This is a genomic window from Wolbachia endosymbiont of Anurida maritima (genome assembly GCF_042182995.1).
Taxonomy (GTDB): Bacteria; Pseudomonadota; Alphaproteobacteria; order Rickettsiales; family Anaplasmataceae; genus Wolbachia.
In genome coordinates, this window is sequence record NZ_CP102058.1 from 1,014,968 (window position 1) to 1,031,522 (window position 16,555).

General features: G+C 35.5%; 16 protein-coding genes and 1 tRNA gene. 6 read left to right on the forward strand and 11 right to left on the reverse strand.

The genetic code is table 11. The annotated features are described in order from the left end of the window. The first annotated feature begins 1 nt into the window (after position 1). Entirely contained in the window at positions 2-2,275 is a 2,274-nt protein-coding gene (gene pnp / locus NOX90_RS05460) for a polyribonucleotide nucleotidyltransferase (protein WP_375603829.1), read from the forward strand. Positions 2,276-2,712: 437 nt separating this feature from the next. Here the strand turns inward: pnp and rpe are convergent, their stop codons facing one another. Together rpe and NOX90_RS05470 are read right to left on the reverse strand one after the other, a co-directional pair. Further along, positions 2,713-3,393, reverse strand: coding sequence for a ribulose-phosphate 3-epimerase (gene rpe, locus NOX90_RS05465; protein WP_375603830.1), 681 nt, complete (start codon positions 3,391-3,393; stop codon positions 2,713-2,715). A 93-nt stretch (positions 3,394-3,486) separates the two neighbouring features. Beyond that, the gene (locus NOX90_RS05470; protein WP_375603831.1) at positions 3,487-3,915 is read right to left on the reverse strand and encodes a zinc-ribbon domain-containing protein; all 429 of its coding nucleotides are present in this window, start codon (positions 3,913-3,915) and stop codon (positions 3,487-3,489) included. A 75-nt stretch (positions 3,916-3,990) separates the two neighbouring features. Between NOX90_RS05470 and dapD the strand changes: the two genes are divergently transcribed. Continuing rightward, positions 3,991-4,821 (forward strand): 2,3,4,5-tetrahydropyridine-2,6-dicarboxylate N-succinyltransferase, encoded by an 831-nt coding sequence (gene dapD / locus NOX90_RS05475; protein ID WP_250296361.1) that lies wholly within the window; start codon positions 3,991-3,993, stop codon positions 4,819-4,821. A 6-nt stretch (positions 4,822-4,827) separates the two neighbouring features. Here dapD and NOX90_RS05480 read toward each other — a convergent pair whose 3' ends face one another. Both NOX90_RS05480 and NOX90_RS05485 read right to left on the reverse strand, forming a co-directional pair. Further along, positions 4,828-5,112: a DUF2610 domain-containing protein gene (locus NOX90_RS05480; RefSeq protein WP_375603832.1), complete on the reverse strand. Its 285-nt coding sequence runs from the start codon at positions 5,110-5,112 to the stop codon at positions 4,828-4,830. Next, positions 5,113-5,496, reverse strand: a complete 384-nt coding sequence (locus tag NOX90_RS05485; protein ID WP_375603833.1) for a hypothetical protein — start codon at positions 5,494-5,496, stop codon at positions 5,113-5,115. It abuts the gene before it with no gap. A gap of 80 nt (positions 5,497-5,576) precedes the next feature. On the opposite strand from NOX90_RS05485, the gene NOX90_RS05490 reads away from it, so the two are divergent. Next, entirely contained in the window at positions 5,577-6,764 is a 1,188-nt protein-coding gene (locus NOX90_RS05490; RefSeq protein ID WP_375603834.1) for a class I SAM-dependent methyltransferase, read from the forward strand. A 110-nt stretch (positions 6,765-6,874) separates the two neighbouring features. Here NOX90_RS05490 and NOX90_RS05495 read toward each other — a convergent pair. From NOX90_RS05495 to NOX90_RS05525, 7 genes are all read right to left on the reverse strand, one after another. After that, positions 6,875-6,961 (reverse strand) — tRNA-Ser (locus tag NOX90_RS05495). A gap of 31 nt (positions 6,962-6,992) precedes the next feature. Beyond that, entirely contained in the window at positions 6,993-7,511 is a 519-nt protein-coding gene (locus NOX90_RS05500; RefSeq protein WP_375603835.1) for a DUF2163 domain-containing protein, read from the reverse strand. 2 nt (positions 7,512-7,513) lie between these two features. After that, on the reverse strand, positions 7,514-8,281 hold the full coding sequence (locus NOX90_RS05505) for an IS5 family transposase (RefSeq protein ID WP_375603836.1): 768 nt from the start codon (positions 8,279-8,281) through the stop codon (positions 7,514-7,516). 59 nt (positions 8,282-8,340) lie between these two features. After that, complete coding sequence (locus NOX90_RS05510; protein ID WP_375603837.1) at positions 8,341-8,520, reverse strand: transposase; 180 nt, start codon at positions 8,518-8,520, stop codon at positions 8,341-8,343. Positions 8,521-8,655: 135 nt separating this feature from the next. After that, positions 8,656-9,819 (reverse strand): hypothetical protein, encoded by a 1,164-nt coding sequence (locus NOX90_RS05515; RefSeq protein ID WP_375603838.1) that lies wholly within the window; start codon positions 9,817-9,819, stop codon positions 8,656-8,658. Between the two features lie 127 nt (positions 9,820-9,946). Next, positions 9,947-13,255, reverse strand: coding sequence for a carbamoyl-phosphate synthase large subunit (carB, locus tag NOX90_RS05520; protein WP_375603839.1), 3,309 nt, complete (start codon positions 13,253-13,255; stop codon positions 9,947-9,949). A 263-nt stretch (positions 13,256-13,518) separates the two neighbouring features. Continuing rightward, the gene (locus NOX90_RS05525; RefSeq protein ID WP_375603840.1) at positions 13,519-14,583 is read right to left on the reverse strand and encodes a hypothetical protein; all 1,065 of its coding nucleotides are present in this window, start codon (positions 14,581-14,583) and stop codon (positions 13,519-13,521) included. A 312-nt stretch (positions 14,584-14,895) separates the two neighbouring features. On the opposite strand from NOX90_RS05525, the gene NOX90_RS05530 reads away from it, so the two are divergent. The 3 genes from NOX90_RS05530 to bfr are packed head-to-tail and all read left to right on the forward strand — an operon-like array spanning position 14,896 to position 16,555. Next, complete coding sequence (locus tag NOX90_RS05530; protein ID WP_375603841.1) at positions 14,896-15,534, forward strand: HAD family hydrolase; 639 nt, start codon at positions 14,896-14,898, stop codon at positions 15,532-15,534. Continuing rightward, complete coding sequence (locus NOX90_RS05535) at positions 15,534-16,019, forward strand: RDD family protein (RefSeq protein ID WP_375603842.1); 486 nt, start codon at positions 15,534-15,536, stop codon at positions 16,017-16,019. Before NOX90_RS05530 ends, NOX90_RS05535 begins: the two co-directional genes overlap by 1 nt. A gap of 59 nt (positions 16,020-16,078) precedes the next feature. Continuing rightward, positions 16,079-16,555: a bacterioferritin gene (gene bfr, locus NOX90_RS05540; protein WP_375603843.1), complete on the forward strand. Its 477-nt coding sequence runs from the start codon at positions 16,079-16,081 to the stop codon at positions 16,553-16,555.

The following is a 16,555-nucleotide window of genomic DNA, read 5'->3' on the forward strand; positions in this document are numbered from 1 at the left end:
TATGTTTAAAATTATAAAAAAATCTATAGAGTGGGGTGGTCGTGCCTTATCTTTAGAAACAGGAAAAATAGCACGCCAAGCTCATGGTTCAGTAGTTGTAAATTACGGTGATACTTCTGTTTTAGTAACTGTTGTAAGTAAAAAGAAGGAAGAAAATGTTGATTTCCTACCTTTAAATGTACAGTTTATCGCAAAAAGCTATGCCATGGGTAAGATCCCTGGTGGCTTTTTTAAAAGAGAAGGCAAGCCATCTGATAGAGAAACTTTAATCTCAAGAGTAATAGATAGAAGTATAAGACCACTATTTCCAGAAGGATTTAATGATGAAGTTAGTGTGGTGTGCAATTTATTAACTTATGACACAGTCAATCCTCCTGAAGTGCCAGCATTGATTGGTACTGTTGCAGCTCTTGCAATTTCTGGTGTTCCTTTTCACTTTACTATAGCTGGAGTGATGGTTGGTTGTGATGAAAATAATAACTATATACTCAACCCTTCTGTTCAAGAGATGAAAGCAAGCAGCTTAGATCTGTTTTTGTCTGGTGATGAAAATTCAATTTTAATGGTTGAATCAGAAGTGAAAGAGCTCTCTGAAGAAAATGTTTTTAATGCAATAAAATTTGGCCATGAACATCTTAAGCCTGTCATTGAGCTCATAAAAGAGTTTGCTGATACAGTTGGCAATAAACCTGAAAGCTTTGCTCCTGTTGATATATCAGATATAACACAAGAGCTTGAAAAGCACAGTAAAGATTTTGAAAAAGCATATTCGCAAACAGTAAAACAAGAGCGAGTTCAAGCTCTAGAAGCAATCAGAGATAATATATTGAATGCTCTTAAGGAAGCTGGAAAAGACGAAAAGTTAATTACGTATGCAGTAAAAAACTTTGAAAGATCGTTAGTACGTGAAATAATTAGGAAGAAAGGTGTAAGGATAGACGGTCGTAAGCATGATGAAATACGTCAGATAGAAATTGAAGTTGATGTTCTATCCAAGACTCACGGTTCTGCGTTGTTTACCAGAGGTAACACTCAGGCGCTGGTTGTTACTGCTCTTGGCACTACGCAAGATGAGCAAATCGTGGATGATATTGAAGGGGATAGACGTGAGCACTTTATGTTACATTATAATTTTCCTCCTTTTTCTGTTGGAGAAATTTCTACTGGACGTCCACCTGGAAGAAGAGAAATCGGTCATGGCAAACTTGCTTGGAAAGCAATTCATCCTGTTTTACCCGATAAATCTGAATTTCCTTATACAATAAGAGTAGTGTCCGAAATTTTGGAGTCTGATGGTTCTTCTTCTATGGCAACAGTTTGTGGTACTTCTCTTGCTTTAATGGATACGGGTGTGCCAATAAAGGCCCCTGTTGCTGGAGTTGCTATGGGCCTTATTAAAGATAAAGACGAGTATGTGATACTTTCCGATATATTGGGTGATGAAGATTATCTTGGTGATATGGACTTTAAAGTAGCAGGAACTAGTGAAGGGGTTACGGCACTACAAATGGATATGAAAATTTCTGGTATAAGCTTTGAAATTGTTGAAAAATCTTTAGAACAAGCAAAAGCTGGAAGATTACATATTTTAGAAAAAATGAATGCAGTGATTTCAGAACACAGTGATGATGTCAAAGACCATGCACCAAGAATGTTATCATTTTACATAGATAAAGATAAAATTTCTGCAGCTATTGGTGCTAAAGGAAAAAATATACGCAGTGTATGTGAAAGAAGTAATGCAAAAATTGAAATAGGAGATGATGGTAAAGTTTCTGTTTTTGCCACAAGTGGCACTGAAGCTGAAATTGCAAAGAGTATGATGATTGATTCAATAACAGAACTAGAACAAGGTTGTATAGTTGGTGTCAAGGTTGTAAGAATAGAGAAGTCTATTGTAGAGCTTGAATTTCTTAATGGCAGAAAAGGAAAAATGCACATAAGTGAAGTAGCTAATGAACACATAGATTCTATAGAGAGCATACTTAAACAAGATGATACTTTCAAAGCACTAGTAATTGACTTCGAAAAAGGTGGATGTCCAAAGTTGTCAAGACGTCGGGTTGATCAAGAGACGGGAGAGTTTTTTGAAGGTGAGCTTTACAACGAGGAAAGGAAAGATGGTCCAAATGACAGGGATAATTATTACAATAATTCATTTAATAGAAAACCTGGAGGAAGTCACCATAAGAGGCCTCCTCGTCCTCGTTCTGGTTTCAGCAACAGAAATAGGCCGAAATTTGGTAATAATGATTCATCATCAGGTTTTTATTAAGAGTACTCCTGTCATCCAAGTAGCCTTTGACTACTTGGACCAGAAACTTTTTCAAATTGGTAGACAATAGAAATGGTTTGTGTTAACTAGCTAAAGGTCTTAGGTTTGCCAACATTCTGCTACGTGTTAGTGGCTGAGATACCGCGAATGAATCCATAGCTGTACGAACATTATGATTTGAGAGCAATTTCCACTAGGAAGGTGTCATTCCAGTGCCTCTATGATGTCATCCCAGTGCTTGACACTGGGATCCAGCTTTTTCATAATCATCAAAATGTTGTATTTTTACATAAAATGGCTACTTTTATGCTTACCAACTTAATAAAATTCCTGGATCCCAGTGTCAAGTACTGGGATCTGATGGGCCAAAATCACAATGTTCGTACAGTTGTGGAATGAATCGCAATATGACGTAGGGCTGCACTAGCTATATAGGATTACCACGATGGATTTTTAAGATCGTTTACGGCCTTCTTAATATCTTCAGCCTTGAATATCGCCGATCCCGCAACTAAAATATCTGCACCTGCTTTTATTATATCAGCTGCGTTTAGGGGACTTACTCCACCATCTACTGAAATTTGTGTTTTAAGACCACGCTCTTGTATCATTTTCTTCACAACAGATATCTTGTTCAACTGCGGATGAATAAATTCCTGCCCTCCAAAGCCAGGGTTGACTGTCATAATCAGCACAATATCTAGCTCATGTATTATGTATTCAAGCACACTTGGGGAAGTTGAAGGAACAATTGAAACTCCAACTTGAATCGGTTTTTTTGCGTCGTTTACATTTTTGTATGACTTTATCTTTCTTATCAACCTCTCAAGGTGTATTTCTGCTTCTGCATGTACAGTGATAATATCAGCACCAGCATTTATAAAGCTTTCAATGTGGTTACCAGGAGATTTGACCATTAAATGCACATCAAAAGGAAGATTGCTATATTTACGTATTGCAGAGATAACGCTAGGACCAATTGTAATATTTGGAACGAAATTCCCATCCATAACGTCTATGTGTATGTAATCCACGCCTAAATCGCTAATTTTTCTTACTTCTTCTCCTAATTTTGCAAAGGCTGCTGAAAGTATAGAAGGTGCAATTTTAATACTCATGAGCTGCCTTTTTTGCTAAAAAATAACTTATTTTTAAACTCTGTCACCCTAAACACCATCTGAGTAGCTAGAGACCGATATCGGTATGCCTATTTAACTAGATCTTAAATTAGATAAAAAAAGGTAGTCTTGATAAAACTTATTTACAGCAAGTTTTTTTACATTTGGACTTTCTGTTTGTTCTTTTTTGTACCCTAATTTATAGCTTATTGAATCCTTATATAAACTGATCGTTTTGTATGCTTTGTTCATCTCTCTAGGAAAGATGCCATTAGCAATTACGACGCATAATCCTGTAGCTGTTGCAAAAGCTAGAGTGGTAAATGCTAGATTTTGTAAAAAATTCCTTCCATTAACTTTTTTTTCCTGTACATTAGCAGAGGGCGACTTGTTTGACACTTCTTCTAGATATTCATGCCATATGTAATTGCAGTTCGTACATTTCACTTTTCTTCCAGACGCGCCAATTTGCTTAGGAGATACTAAGTAAGTTTTAGTACAACTATTACATTGTATTTTCATAGCACTTACATATAAAGTAGTAACAAGCTCAAATGATACAGAGCTACAAATTTAATATCAATATATATATAACAAATGGAAGGTTTGCAACTAAAAAAAACACAGAGTGAGATAGAAAATATTTGGAAAAATAGAGAAAAATTTAATGACTGTAATCTAAAGAAAACAGCAAGAATAGCAATTAAAGAGGTAATTGAGCTCCTTGATAGTGGCAAAATTAGAGTAGCAGAAAAGCTATCAAGTGGAGAATGGGTAGTACATAAGTGGATAAAGCAGGCAATATTATTACATTTTCTCACTGAAGAAAACAAAATAATAGATAATACCAATTGCTGGTTTGACAAGATCGGTAACAAGTTTAGTGAATGGAATGAAGAAAAATTTCACCGGTTAAAAATTAGAGCAGTTCCTGGGTGTTTTGTCCGCCAATCTGCTCATATAGGTACAAATGTTGTTCTAATGCCAGGTTTTATCAACGTTGGTGCATATGTTGATTCAGGAACAATGATAGATACCTGGTCAACGATTGGTAGCTGTGCGCAAATAGGAAAAAACTGTCATATTTCCGGTGGAGTGGGAATAGGTGGAGTTCTTGAGCCTATTCAAGCTTCACCTGTCATTATAGAAGATAATTGCTTTATCGGAGCACGTAGCGAGGTGGCTGAGGGTGTGGTAGTGAGAGAAGGATCAGTCCTTGGCATGGGTGTGTTTATTGGGGCATCAACAAAAATTATTGATAGAGAAACTAGCGAGGTGTTTTATGGTGAAGTGCCGCCTTATTCTGTAGTGATACCAGGGTCTATTCCATCTAAAAATAACATTTCAACCTATTGTGCAGTCATAGTGAAAAAAGTGGATGAAAAGACGAGATCGAAAATCTCTATAAATGAAATATTGAGAGATTAAATTATCTTACTTCTTGTTGTCACTTTTTTTATCATTATTACTAACCACAGTAATGGCATACGCACATAACTCTGAGAAAGAGACTCCATTTTCTTGAGATAATTTATATAATTTTTGTAGACTTTCTTTTACTTTATTAGGGATATTCCCCCCACGTTCTTTTACAAGCCAGGAATCTTGATGATGAATTGGATGAGCATCACCTTTTGGATTTCCTATGTATATTGCAAAAGGTGAACTTTGCCCTTTGAAGTCACATTGTACAGTAAATTTTTTTATAGATTCAGCCATCTAAAGACCTCTACTTTTCTTTTTGGTTGATTTTATAGCAGGTGGAAGAGGTGGTTTCTTTATAAAATCTTGTCTATTGACAACACTTTCTTTACCTTCCAAAGCTCGGCGAACATCAGCTCTGCTCAATTGCGACTCTTTTGCTACCTTCATTCCATGCTTTGCCATAATATTAGCATATGCTAGTACTTTTTTTACCAATTCTAGATTACCATTTAGCATTTGAACTAGCACTTGAAATACCTCTGCTAAAGTGAGCCCATCAGCATTTATAACCTTATTCTCTATGAGATTGACAACTTCTTCAAATTTTTGTTTAATATCATCATCTTGAGAAGCAAGATCAGTGTCTTGATTGTCCATAATAGAAGCACTATTGCTCATAAGCTTAAGTTTATACTATATATATAAGTACGCCACTATTTTATATCATGACACGCTATAGTTAAACATTTATTAATAACATGCTCACTTATATACACGAATTAATTGACAAAAGTCAAGGATCAATCTCCATCAGTGATTTCATGAATGCCGTTTTGTACCATGAAAAATACGGCTATTATACGAGTAAATTACCACTTGGCAAAGATGGTGATTTCATTACCGCACCTGAGATCAGCCAATTATTTGGTGAAGTAATTGCAGTTTGGATAATGCATACATGGGAAAAATTAGGAAAGCCATCAAAATTTTCTCTAGTTGAGCTTGGGCCAGGTAAAGGAACACTCATTCACGATATAATAAGAGTCACTAAAAAATACAGCAGCTTTTTTAATTCAATGTTGATCCACTTAGTTGAAATAAGCCCTACTTTACGGAAGATACAAAAGGAAAAATTAAAAAGCTTAGATGTTAATTGGCACAAAGATATTGACAACCTACCAGAACAACCAACCATTTTTTTAGCAAATGAGTTCTTTGACGCTCTTCCGATAGATCAGTTTGTATATCGTGATGAGGGGTGGTATAAAAATAGGGTGACAAAACAAGATGATGGCAGTCTCTTGGTGTCATGCCAGTGTGTAGTGCCCCTTCCTCGTCATCCCATTGCCCCCTCTTTGTCATCCCAGTGCGTGACACTGGGATCCAGCAAAATTGATTGTAAACAAGCGCACTATACAACATTTTTGATCAAAAAACTGGACTCCAGTGTCAGTTGCTTTCATGACATCATCTGCAAGTCGTGCAGTTGTATACCAAGCGCTAGAATGACAAGTGGAAAACTTTTTGATGGAGCAGTAGTGGAAGTATGTCCATCTGGAATTGAAATATTANNAAAAAAACTTGAGAAGAAGATATATAATAATAAAGGAGCTGCTTTGATTATAGATTATGGTTACGTATATCCTGGATATAAGAGCACTTTGCAATCGATAAAACAACATAAGTATGCTAATTTTCTTGAGAATGTTGGTAATAGTGATATTACTGCACTTGTAAACTTTCAAGCATTAAAAGATTCATTAAAACACGTAGATTGCGAGATTTTAACTCAAAGAGAATTTTTATATCTTTTTGGAATAAAAGAAAGAACCCAGGCTTTAATGAAAAGCGCAAGTGATGAACAAAAGAATAGGATCTTTAGTGAATTCTTAAGATTGACTGAAAATATGGGCACTCTTTTTAAAGCAATGCTATTGATAGCATAGCTAAAATATTATTGGAAATGTTGTAACAAAATTAGGTATGTTGGTACATATCTAAGTGGGGTAAAAGGAGGCTGACATAGCGGGTTTTATAATATTCTAGAAGTAATATACGGAAAAGGGGGGATTCGAACCCCCGACATATTTTCATATGTGCACGCTTTCCAAGCGTGTGCTTTAGACCACTCAGCCACCTTTCCATGCTTATTCATAATATTGAAAATTGTACTGCTAAACAATATAAAAAGCTGGTATATAGGGTTCACCACGAAAATTCACAATATTGTTAAACTTGCTTCTGCAAGTTGGAAATGTTTTATCGCAACCTGCGAGTATTGAATATTTATCCCCAGCGGAAATTTGGCATGGAGGCGAAGTGAACAACGTAACTACTTTATTTTTATATTCTTTTACTACACCTTCAAACGCTGTTGAGCCAAAGAATTTCACTACTCCGTGCTTATAATATTCATCACTCTCAGTTAAATTAGTGTCTTCAAATCTTCTTTCATCTATTACTTTAGTGATTGTACTTATTTTACTAAATTTTTTAGTATCGGCTTTACACTTATCATCGCAAAATTGTGCTCTGCATGCAGAAGAATATAATTCTGCTATGCTTCTCTCAAGCTTTGTCGCAAGCCCTCTAATTTCAACAATAAATCTTCCTCTACTTAATGTTACTTTGCCAAAAGTTCCAGAATGTAGATTCATTGTCCCCTGGGTCAAGTCTTTAGAGCATGTCTTCAAACTCAAGAATGAGCTAATTTGTGAAGCATAATAGTGATCATATTAAAAAAGATGTTATTTTTTGAAGTGAGAGGAGAATGCTCATAATCCTTACTCATACGTCTAAAATTGGAGAGCCAAGCAAAGGTTCTCTCAACAATCCAACGTTTAGGAATAACCTGAAATCCTGTATCAACTACTTTCTTGGTAATCGTCAACAAACATCCAGTTTCCAATAAACAGCGGTTTTGCAATTTACCTGTATATCCTTGATCAGCAAAAAACTTACGTAATGTTGGAGCTTTGCATTTGGCTTGAACAAAAAGATTTAGTGCACCATCACGATCTTGAATGCTTGCACTGTGTACTTCAGCAGCAATTACAAGACCTAGAGTATCTACAACGATGTGGCGTTTTCTACCCTTTACTTTCTTGCCAGCATCATATCCTCTGGNATCCCCTTTTTGAGTGGTTTTTACTGATTGACTGTCAATTATTCCTACTGATGGAGTTTCATTCTTACCAATTATCTTTCTTAGTTTTTTAACTAGAAAATCATGAATTTCTTGCCATATTCCACTTTTTTTTAAACGCGAATTACAACTATACACGGTTTTCCATGGTGGAAAATTCTTAGGTAGTTGTCTCCATTGACAGCCTGTTCTCATCACATACCTTATTGCATCGATAATCGTTCTGATACTGTGTTTTCTTGGTCTGCCGGTCTTTTTAGGTTCAAAATATTGCTCTATCATCTTCCATTCTTTGTCACTTATATCGCTTGGGTACATTTAAAATATATCTTATAACACACTTCTTAACTCCTTTCTACTTAGTTTGAAGACATGCTCTAAGACCATTTTCCGTATCTAGCTGGTAACGCTCTCCATGGCGCTCCAGTACGTCCTATCCACATTATTGCAGCTATGAATTTCCTGTTGTCTTGTGCACTTCTACCTATGTCTCCTTCTTTCCCTGGTAAGCTGTTTTTTATCCTTTCCCATTGTTCATCTTTTAAGTCATATAGCACTTTTACCTCTCAAAAAACACTATTATAACTCATTTTTTATTAATGTCGACACTGCCTAGGACTTTTGCAACTTCAACAGTACTATCTTGTGGATATTTTATACAAAAACATCCATTATCTATCTCTACTTCTAATTTATCTTTTTTGGGTTTGCTTATTTTTGTTTACAATACTTTCATATGCTACATTTTTTAGATTATTTTTAATTTTCCCACATTTCGCAAGGATACTATTTGTATAATTAGAATCAAGAGTTACATGTCCTAGCTCACCATCAGAGAAGATATATTCTTTTACTTTCCCACCTTCTGACAATAAACTGTCAATGATCTCCCTCATGATTTTTTTACTTTCATCTGATAATACTTCTTTATCACAATCAGAATGATCTTTTCTATTGGCAGGAGACATACCTTCATTGAGAGTAGCGTGCATCACTTCCTCAAATACTAAATTTGTTACAGTTTTATCATGCCTACCGTAAAGTGCATTTAGTCTTATCCCTTTCCTTAAATATCTCTGTGTTATGTCTTGAATAAACCTTAAAGCAATTTCTTTGTTATTTTCTTCTTTCACATCTTCCATCTCTTCAAAAAACTGATCAATCAGCTCCCCTTCATTTTCAGTTAATGGTATTTTTGGATCCATTAAAAGTGAGCCATCTTCCGAAAAATAAGAATAATCTGAACTACAGCTCGAATTTGAGTCCCCATCACTTGATTCAGTAAGGCGCCTATCAGCGGAACTACCATCTGAACCATGATCACTAGAGTTCTGTCGTCGATTATCACTTTCGTGTTCATCTGTTTTGTTTAACAAATCATCTTTGGCAAAGTTATACCCTTGATTAAGAGAGAACTTCGTCGGATCATTACTTTTAAAAATTTGTTGATCTATTATTTGTTGCTTTTTTATTTCATTAGTAGTCATGAAAAATGAGTTTTCTGGAAGAAGAGAATCAGCGCAAATTACCTGATTACACTTTTGGTTATAAATGAGCTGCGCCAGATTTTTTATATTATCTTCAAAAATTTGTTGATTATCACTTTCATATTTATCTGTTTTGTTTGAAAAATCATCGTCGACAAAGTTATACTCTTGATTATAAGAGAGCTGCGCCAGATTTTTTATATTTTCAAAAATTTGTTGACTATCACTTCCGCCTAACCTAATATCAGTTAGTGTTGGATCACATAATTCTTGGATAGTTTTTGCTTCTGTTTTCCTCTTCTTACGTAATGGATAAGGCTGATCAAATTCAGTTGATTGTACTAATTTCCTTTTTACCCTATTAATCATGTTGCATAACTATTATTCACTAATTCTTTGACAGATAACATAATACATAAGTAAGTCAATAAAAATTAACTTACATTACTATACCACGATTTCGAGATAGAGGAATGAATTATTTTAGTTTTGATATTTAAACGTTTTGTATCTGCTGTAATGATTTCACTTCCAATTTGCTATTCTTTACATATTGAATTGCAAGCACTAACGCTTTACTCCCAGAAGCTGTGGTGCTATAAGCTATATTTTGCAAAATAGCAGTTCTCCTGATATCTTTGCTATCTGAGACTGACTTTACACCTTTTGAAGTATTAATCACTAGATTTATTTTTCCATCTTTGAGCATATCAACTATGTGGGGTCTGCCTTCTCTCACTTTATTTACAGTTTGTGCAGCAATACTGTTATTGTTCAGATACAAAGCCGTACCTTTGGTTGCATATATTTCAAAACTCAGTTCTTTCAACATTCGTACAACAGGCAATATATACTCTTTATCATCATCTTTTACTGAAACCAGAGCTGCTCCTTCTGTTGGTAACTTGTATCCTGCAGCCATGTGCACTTTTGCAAGTGCAGCTTCGAAAGATGAGTCGATTCCCATCACTTCTCCTGTTGATTTCATTTCAGGACCAAGTAAAGTATCAACTCCTGCAAAGCGGGTAAATGGAAAAACAGCAGCTTTAACTGCAAAATGATTGAAAGGCTTGTTTTCCTGATTCAATTTTTTACCCAAAATAACCTGAGTGGCAAGCTTTGCAATAGGAATATTGATTACCTTGGAAATAAAAGGAACGGTTCGACTAGCTCGTAAATTTACTTCAAGTATGTATACATCTCTCTCTTGAACAGCAAACTGAATGTTTATCAGACCTTTCACTTCTAGTGCAAGAGCTATTCTCTCAGTTTGGAGCTCGATCTCTTTTATTACTTCGTCACTCAATGTATTTGTCGGTATTGAGCATGTTGAATCGCCAGAGTGGATACCAGCTTCTTCAATGTGCTCCATGACCGCTGCAATGAAAACTTTTTCCCCATCACACACAGCATCAACGTCAACCTCAACTGCATTGACTAAAAATTTATCAAGAAGCAGCGAACCATGCTCAAAGATTTTAGTTTGATCTAAGACGTACTCTTTAAAGCTCTGAGTATCGTGTCTAATCGACATAGACTGACCGCCGAGGACATATGATGGCCTGACTACTAGTGGAAACCCCACCTTTTCTGCGTTGGTTAACGCTTCTTCTACTGAATGGCAGATAGAATTTTCAGGTTGTTTTAAATTAAGTTGCAAAGCAAGGTTTTTAAACCTCATGCGATCTTCTGCAAGGTCAATAGAATCAAACGAAGTTCCCAGAATTTTGAAACCTCTCTCGTTAAGCACTTTGGCTAACTTTAAAGGTGTTTGACCGCCTATTTGAACTATTACACCAACCAGTGTGCCATTTTCTTGCTCTTTACTTAGTATTTCAAGCACATCTTCTGCAATGAGTGGGGCGAAATATAAACGATCAGCGGTATCATAATCAGTTGAAACGGTTTCTGGATTACAGTTGATCATTATTGTTTCATACCCCATTTCTTTGGCAGCAGAAACTGCGTGTACGCATGCGTAGTCAAACTCAATGCCCTGACCAATGCGGTTTGGTCCACTTCCTAAAATGACAACCTTTTCTCGGTCAGAAATGTCCGCTTCGCATTCTGTCCTGTTTGTAATGTCTCCCTCATAACATCCATACATATAAGCAGTGCTCGATTCAAATTCAGCTGCACACGTGTCTACACGTTTATAAACTGGATGAATGCCGAATTTTTTTCTTATTTCCTCAATTTGTTTTACTCGATCTCCAGCGTGTAACACTGGCTGGATCCCAGTGTCACGCACTGGGATGACATTAGAGGGTACTGGGATGACAGAGGTAGGTCTATTACTTAACTTTGCCAACCTTGCATCCGAGAATCCCATCTTTTTTAGTTCTAATATTTCACATGCAGTTTCAGGAAGGCCATTTTCCTTGATTTTTTGTTCAGCTAATATAATTTGCTGTATATTTTGCAGAAACCATAAGTCATATCCTGTAATCGAATTTATTTCTTCTATGCTAATTCCGTGGCGCATTGCGTCAGCAGCAATCAGTAATCTGTTTGGCAGCAATTTTGCTAATTGAGATTTTACGTGATCAATATCAATGTTCCCAGGAAATACTTCATCAAGTCCTGTAAGATCAGTTTCAAGTGAACGAAAAGCTTTCTGCAGTGACTCATTAAAAGTACGGCCGATTGACATCACTTCTCCCACTGATTTCATGGAGGTTGATAATTCACAATTTGTCCCCTTAAATTTCTCAAACTCAAATCGAGGAATTTTAGTGACGATATAATCAATCACTGGTTCGAATGCTGCTGGTATTATTGGAGCACAGTCGTTACGTATTTCATCGAGCGAATAGCCAATAGCAAGTTTAGTTACAACTTTTGCAATAGGATAGCCGGTTGCTTTCGAAGCAAGTGCAGAAGAGCGAGAAACCCTTGGATTCATTTCAATTACAACGAGGCTTCCATCTTCTTTAGGATTCACTGCAAACTGAACATTTGCACCACCGGCACTAACATCAATTTCTCTCAGCACTGCTATAGATGCATTTCTCATCTGTTGATATTCAGCATCACGCAGAGTCAAAGCAGGAGCAACTGTGATACTATCCCCAGTGTGCACTCCCATTGGATCAACATTTTCTATTGAACAGATTATTATGCAGTTATCTTTACAGTCGCGGATAACTTCCATTTCATATTCTTTCCAGCCAATAATTGATTCATCTATCTGAACTTCATTTATTGGCGAAATTTTAAGAGCACTTTCTGCAATGTTAAAAAACTCCTCTTTATTATATGCTATGCCACTACCTGCGCCACCAAGAGTGAATGACGAGCGGATAATTGCTGGTAATCCAATGTAATCCAAAGCCTTTTTTATTTGTTCTTGATTTTTTATAATGATACTTTTGGGGTATTTCAGTCCTATTTTATCCATGGATTGGCGGAATAATTCTCTGTCTTCTGCTTTTCTAATTGCTTCTCTATTTACCCCTATTAATTCTACGTTGTATTTGTCTAACACTCCATCATCTGCAAGTTTTATTGCACAATTGAGTGCTGTTTGCCCGCCCATTGTTGGCAATATTGCATCTGGCCTCTCCTTAATTATAATTTTCTCTATGATTTCAGGCAGCACCGGCTCAATATACGTCGCATCAGAAAACTCAGGATCTGTCATTATAGTTGCAGGGTTGGAGTTAACCAAAATGACTTTATAACCTTCGCTTTTTAATACTTTACAGCTTTGTGTTCCGGAATAATCAAATTCACATGCCTGACCTATAACTATTGGGCCTGCTCCTATTACTAATATAGATTCTATATCTGTGCGTTTCGGCATAATTACAATAACGATCTCTATTCAAGTAATGTTACCAATCTTTCCTATAAATGTGAATTTTTATTGGACTTATATAGCAACTACTTTTAGGCTTGACGCATAACTGTACGAAAATTGCAATTTGCAGGTGGCAAGTGGTGTCATGCAAGTAGCTTGGCACTGGAATCCAGCTTTCCTAGCGGACTCAAATCACAATGTTCGCACAGTTGTGGGATTATTGTATAATTAAATACTTTTTTAAACTAATGAAGCTTGAAAGCGGATCACCTTTCACGACCTGTGTTTACTTCATTCACTTTAGGAGTATGAATAGGCGTTATCATTGGGTTTTCAAGTTGTGTTGCTTGCTTTAAACCTTCACTTATGCTCCGATCTTGATTTAAAATTTTGTCAAAGTTTTTACTTTGTTGATGACCATTCACCACGCTAATTTCTAAGCCGGGACTTTTATAATTGAAAGACTCACCAGGTTGGACACTATATTCCTTACCATTAATATTTAAGTTAATCGCATTAGCAATATTGGGAGAAGCTGTGTCTCGTTGTAAATGTTGTTCTGTTTCAGGTCTTAATTGATTTTGGACATTATATTCCCTGTCAGTAACGTTTAAGTCAATTGTATTAGCAGTATGGGGAGAAATTGTATCTTGCTGCAGATTTTCAGGACTATTGTATGTAATACTAATGTTGAGAGCTTTATCCTGATAATTAAAAGCCTTTTCTGGTTCTAGGTCAAATTTCTTTCCGTTTATATTTATAAAAGAGCTCTGATCCATACTTTTTTGTTGCATTTCATTATTTGACGTATCTCTTTGAGCATCTTCTTTCATGCCACGAGCATTCTCTACATCCTTTTCACCTTCACCTAAAAGTTTTTCTAATATTTTCTTAACAAAGCGCTTCAGAAGAATCAAAAACCCTTCTTCTTTTTGATTTTCTTGTGGTTGAGGTGTATTATCTTTTTTGTCCAGCTCAGTGTTGAGCTTCTCTTTTACAGAACTCTTGCTCACTGAGGGATTAACGGTTTGTGAATCGTGCTCTGATGCTGTTTGCACAGAAGCTTCAGTAGTCTTTTTTTGTGTATTATGTTCAAGGTCTTTAACTGCTGTTGTAGTTTTTCTCGGAGTGTCTTGGAGTTTTTTGTCACTTTTTGACCCTGCAACTTTTTCACTTGTAAAAATACCCTTGCCTCTATATTGTCGATCAAGCTCAGCAATTCTTTCAAAATCTTGATGTACTTTTTCAGCTACATGACTCTTTCGACTTTCAAGCTCTTTATTTAATTCAACAACGTTCTTCATTTTATTCTCAAGCTCCTTACTTTTCATAGCTTTTAGAGCCTCTGTTCCTTTTGCGATATAATTAACCTTCTCTTCTAATGAGGTACCTTCTGGAAAAGCACCTGGAGAACGTTCAAAAACATCTTTAAACTTTTTTTCAACACTTTCTTTAGATGTCTGGGCCATACCTGTTACCTATTAAAACATATCATATAACCAGTATATTGGCTCATTATGTAAAAATGGTTAATACAACTTGTGATGAATAGCGTTTTTTCAATCGCCAAGAGCGTCCTATTTTATATTTTTTTCATCAAAATGTTATTTACTTATTAACCCAAAATACGTAACAATGTAGAAATGAAAAATAGCCCATTAGCAGTAGTATTCGATTGGGATAATACCTTAGTTGACACTCAAGATAACATTTTTAATGCTATTAAGCATACCATAAACTCAATGGGGTATAGTAATAGAGCTGCTGATAGAAATTCCCATGAGTCGAGAAAGAGCTATATGGTCAATTTATTTGGCGATCAGTGGAAAAAAGCAAATCAGATATATCAACAATATTTAGATGATGCACTATTGCAAAACATCGCTCTGAATCAAGGAGTAGAGGAAATGTTGCAGACACTGAAAAGCCACAATATTTATCTAGCAATAGTAAGTAATAAGAAAAATACTAATTTACGTAAAGAAGTTGCCTATTTTAAACTAGATTCTTACTTTGAAAGAGTAGTTGGGTCATGCGATACTGGAGAAGATAAACCATCTGCAACCCCACTGCTATTTGCACTAGAAGAGAGTACGTTGCCTATAAATAGAGAAAACGTGTTTTTTGTTGGTGATAGCATCACAGATGTTCTGTGTGCGCAAAATGCCAATTGTTTACCTATTATATACGGCCAATCAATCAGCGGTTATGAAGATTTGTTATGTTTTCAACATTTTGATAAACTTACAGATTTTATAATAAAGTATTTAGAAGATAGGTAATGACAGAGATTGCCAGTATACAAAGGCGCCTTTGCGCATATTTAATAGATGTAGCAATTTTATTAATTCCAACTTTATTAATTATACTGCTATTAGAGGATTCTCCGTTGATCTTACATCTATCATACATGTGTGTAAATTGTAGTTACTTCATATATTTTATATCTTCAAAGGCCCAAGCAACTCCAGGTCAACAGTTAATGAATATATATACTATCAATTTAGATGATTCTAAAATAGACTTGAATTTAGCGTTTGACAGAAGCACTTCCCAGTTTTTTCTTCCTTTGTTAAACAGTGTAGTAGTTGTCCTTACTGAATTTTTGCAAGATCAGGAGGTATTAGTGAATGTCTTGAGCGCATTGAAAGTAATTATAGTGCTGCTCACCCTCTATTGGTATCTAGTTGCTTGCTTCTCTAAGAAAAAACAGACATACCACGACATGCTATTTAATACGGTTGTTATCAAAGGAACTATTAAATGAGTTGCTATAACTATCGTTATTATATAAATTATGCTGATAAATTGAACTAAGGGAAGATTATGAATGAAGAGATAGTAAAATATTTGAATAAATTATTGACCAATGAGCTGACTTCTGTACGCCAGTACCTTTTACATTTTGCAGTCCTCCAAAACAATGGAATGAATAGATTTGCAGAAAAGGTAAAAAATGAGCTTAACGAAGAACTTGAACATGCAAGCAAGTTGGCAGAAAGGATTTTGTTGCTTAAAGGTGTACCAAATTTTCAAGATACAAATGAAATATCAAAGTATGATGGAAAGTTTACAAAAGACACAATACGGAAAATCTTAGAAGCTAATTTGAAATTAGAGGGAAAAGGTATTAAGGATATCAAAGAAACGATTTCTATCGCTGAGAAAGAAAAAGATTTTGTTAGTGTAATGTTATTAGAAGAGATGTTAGAGAATGAAGAAGAGCATTTCCATTGGATTGAGAAACAGATCGATCTTATTGAACTAATGGGTGTTGAAAACTATTTAAGAACACAAATATAG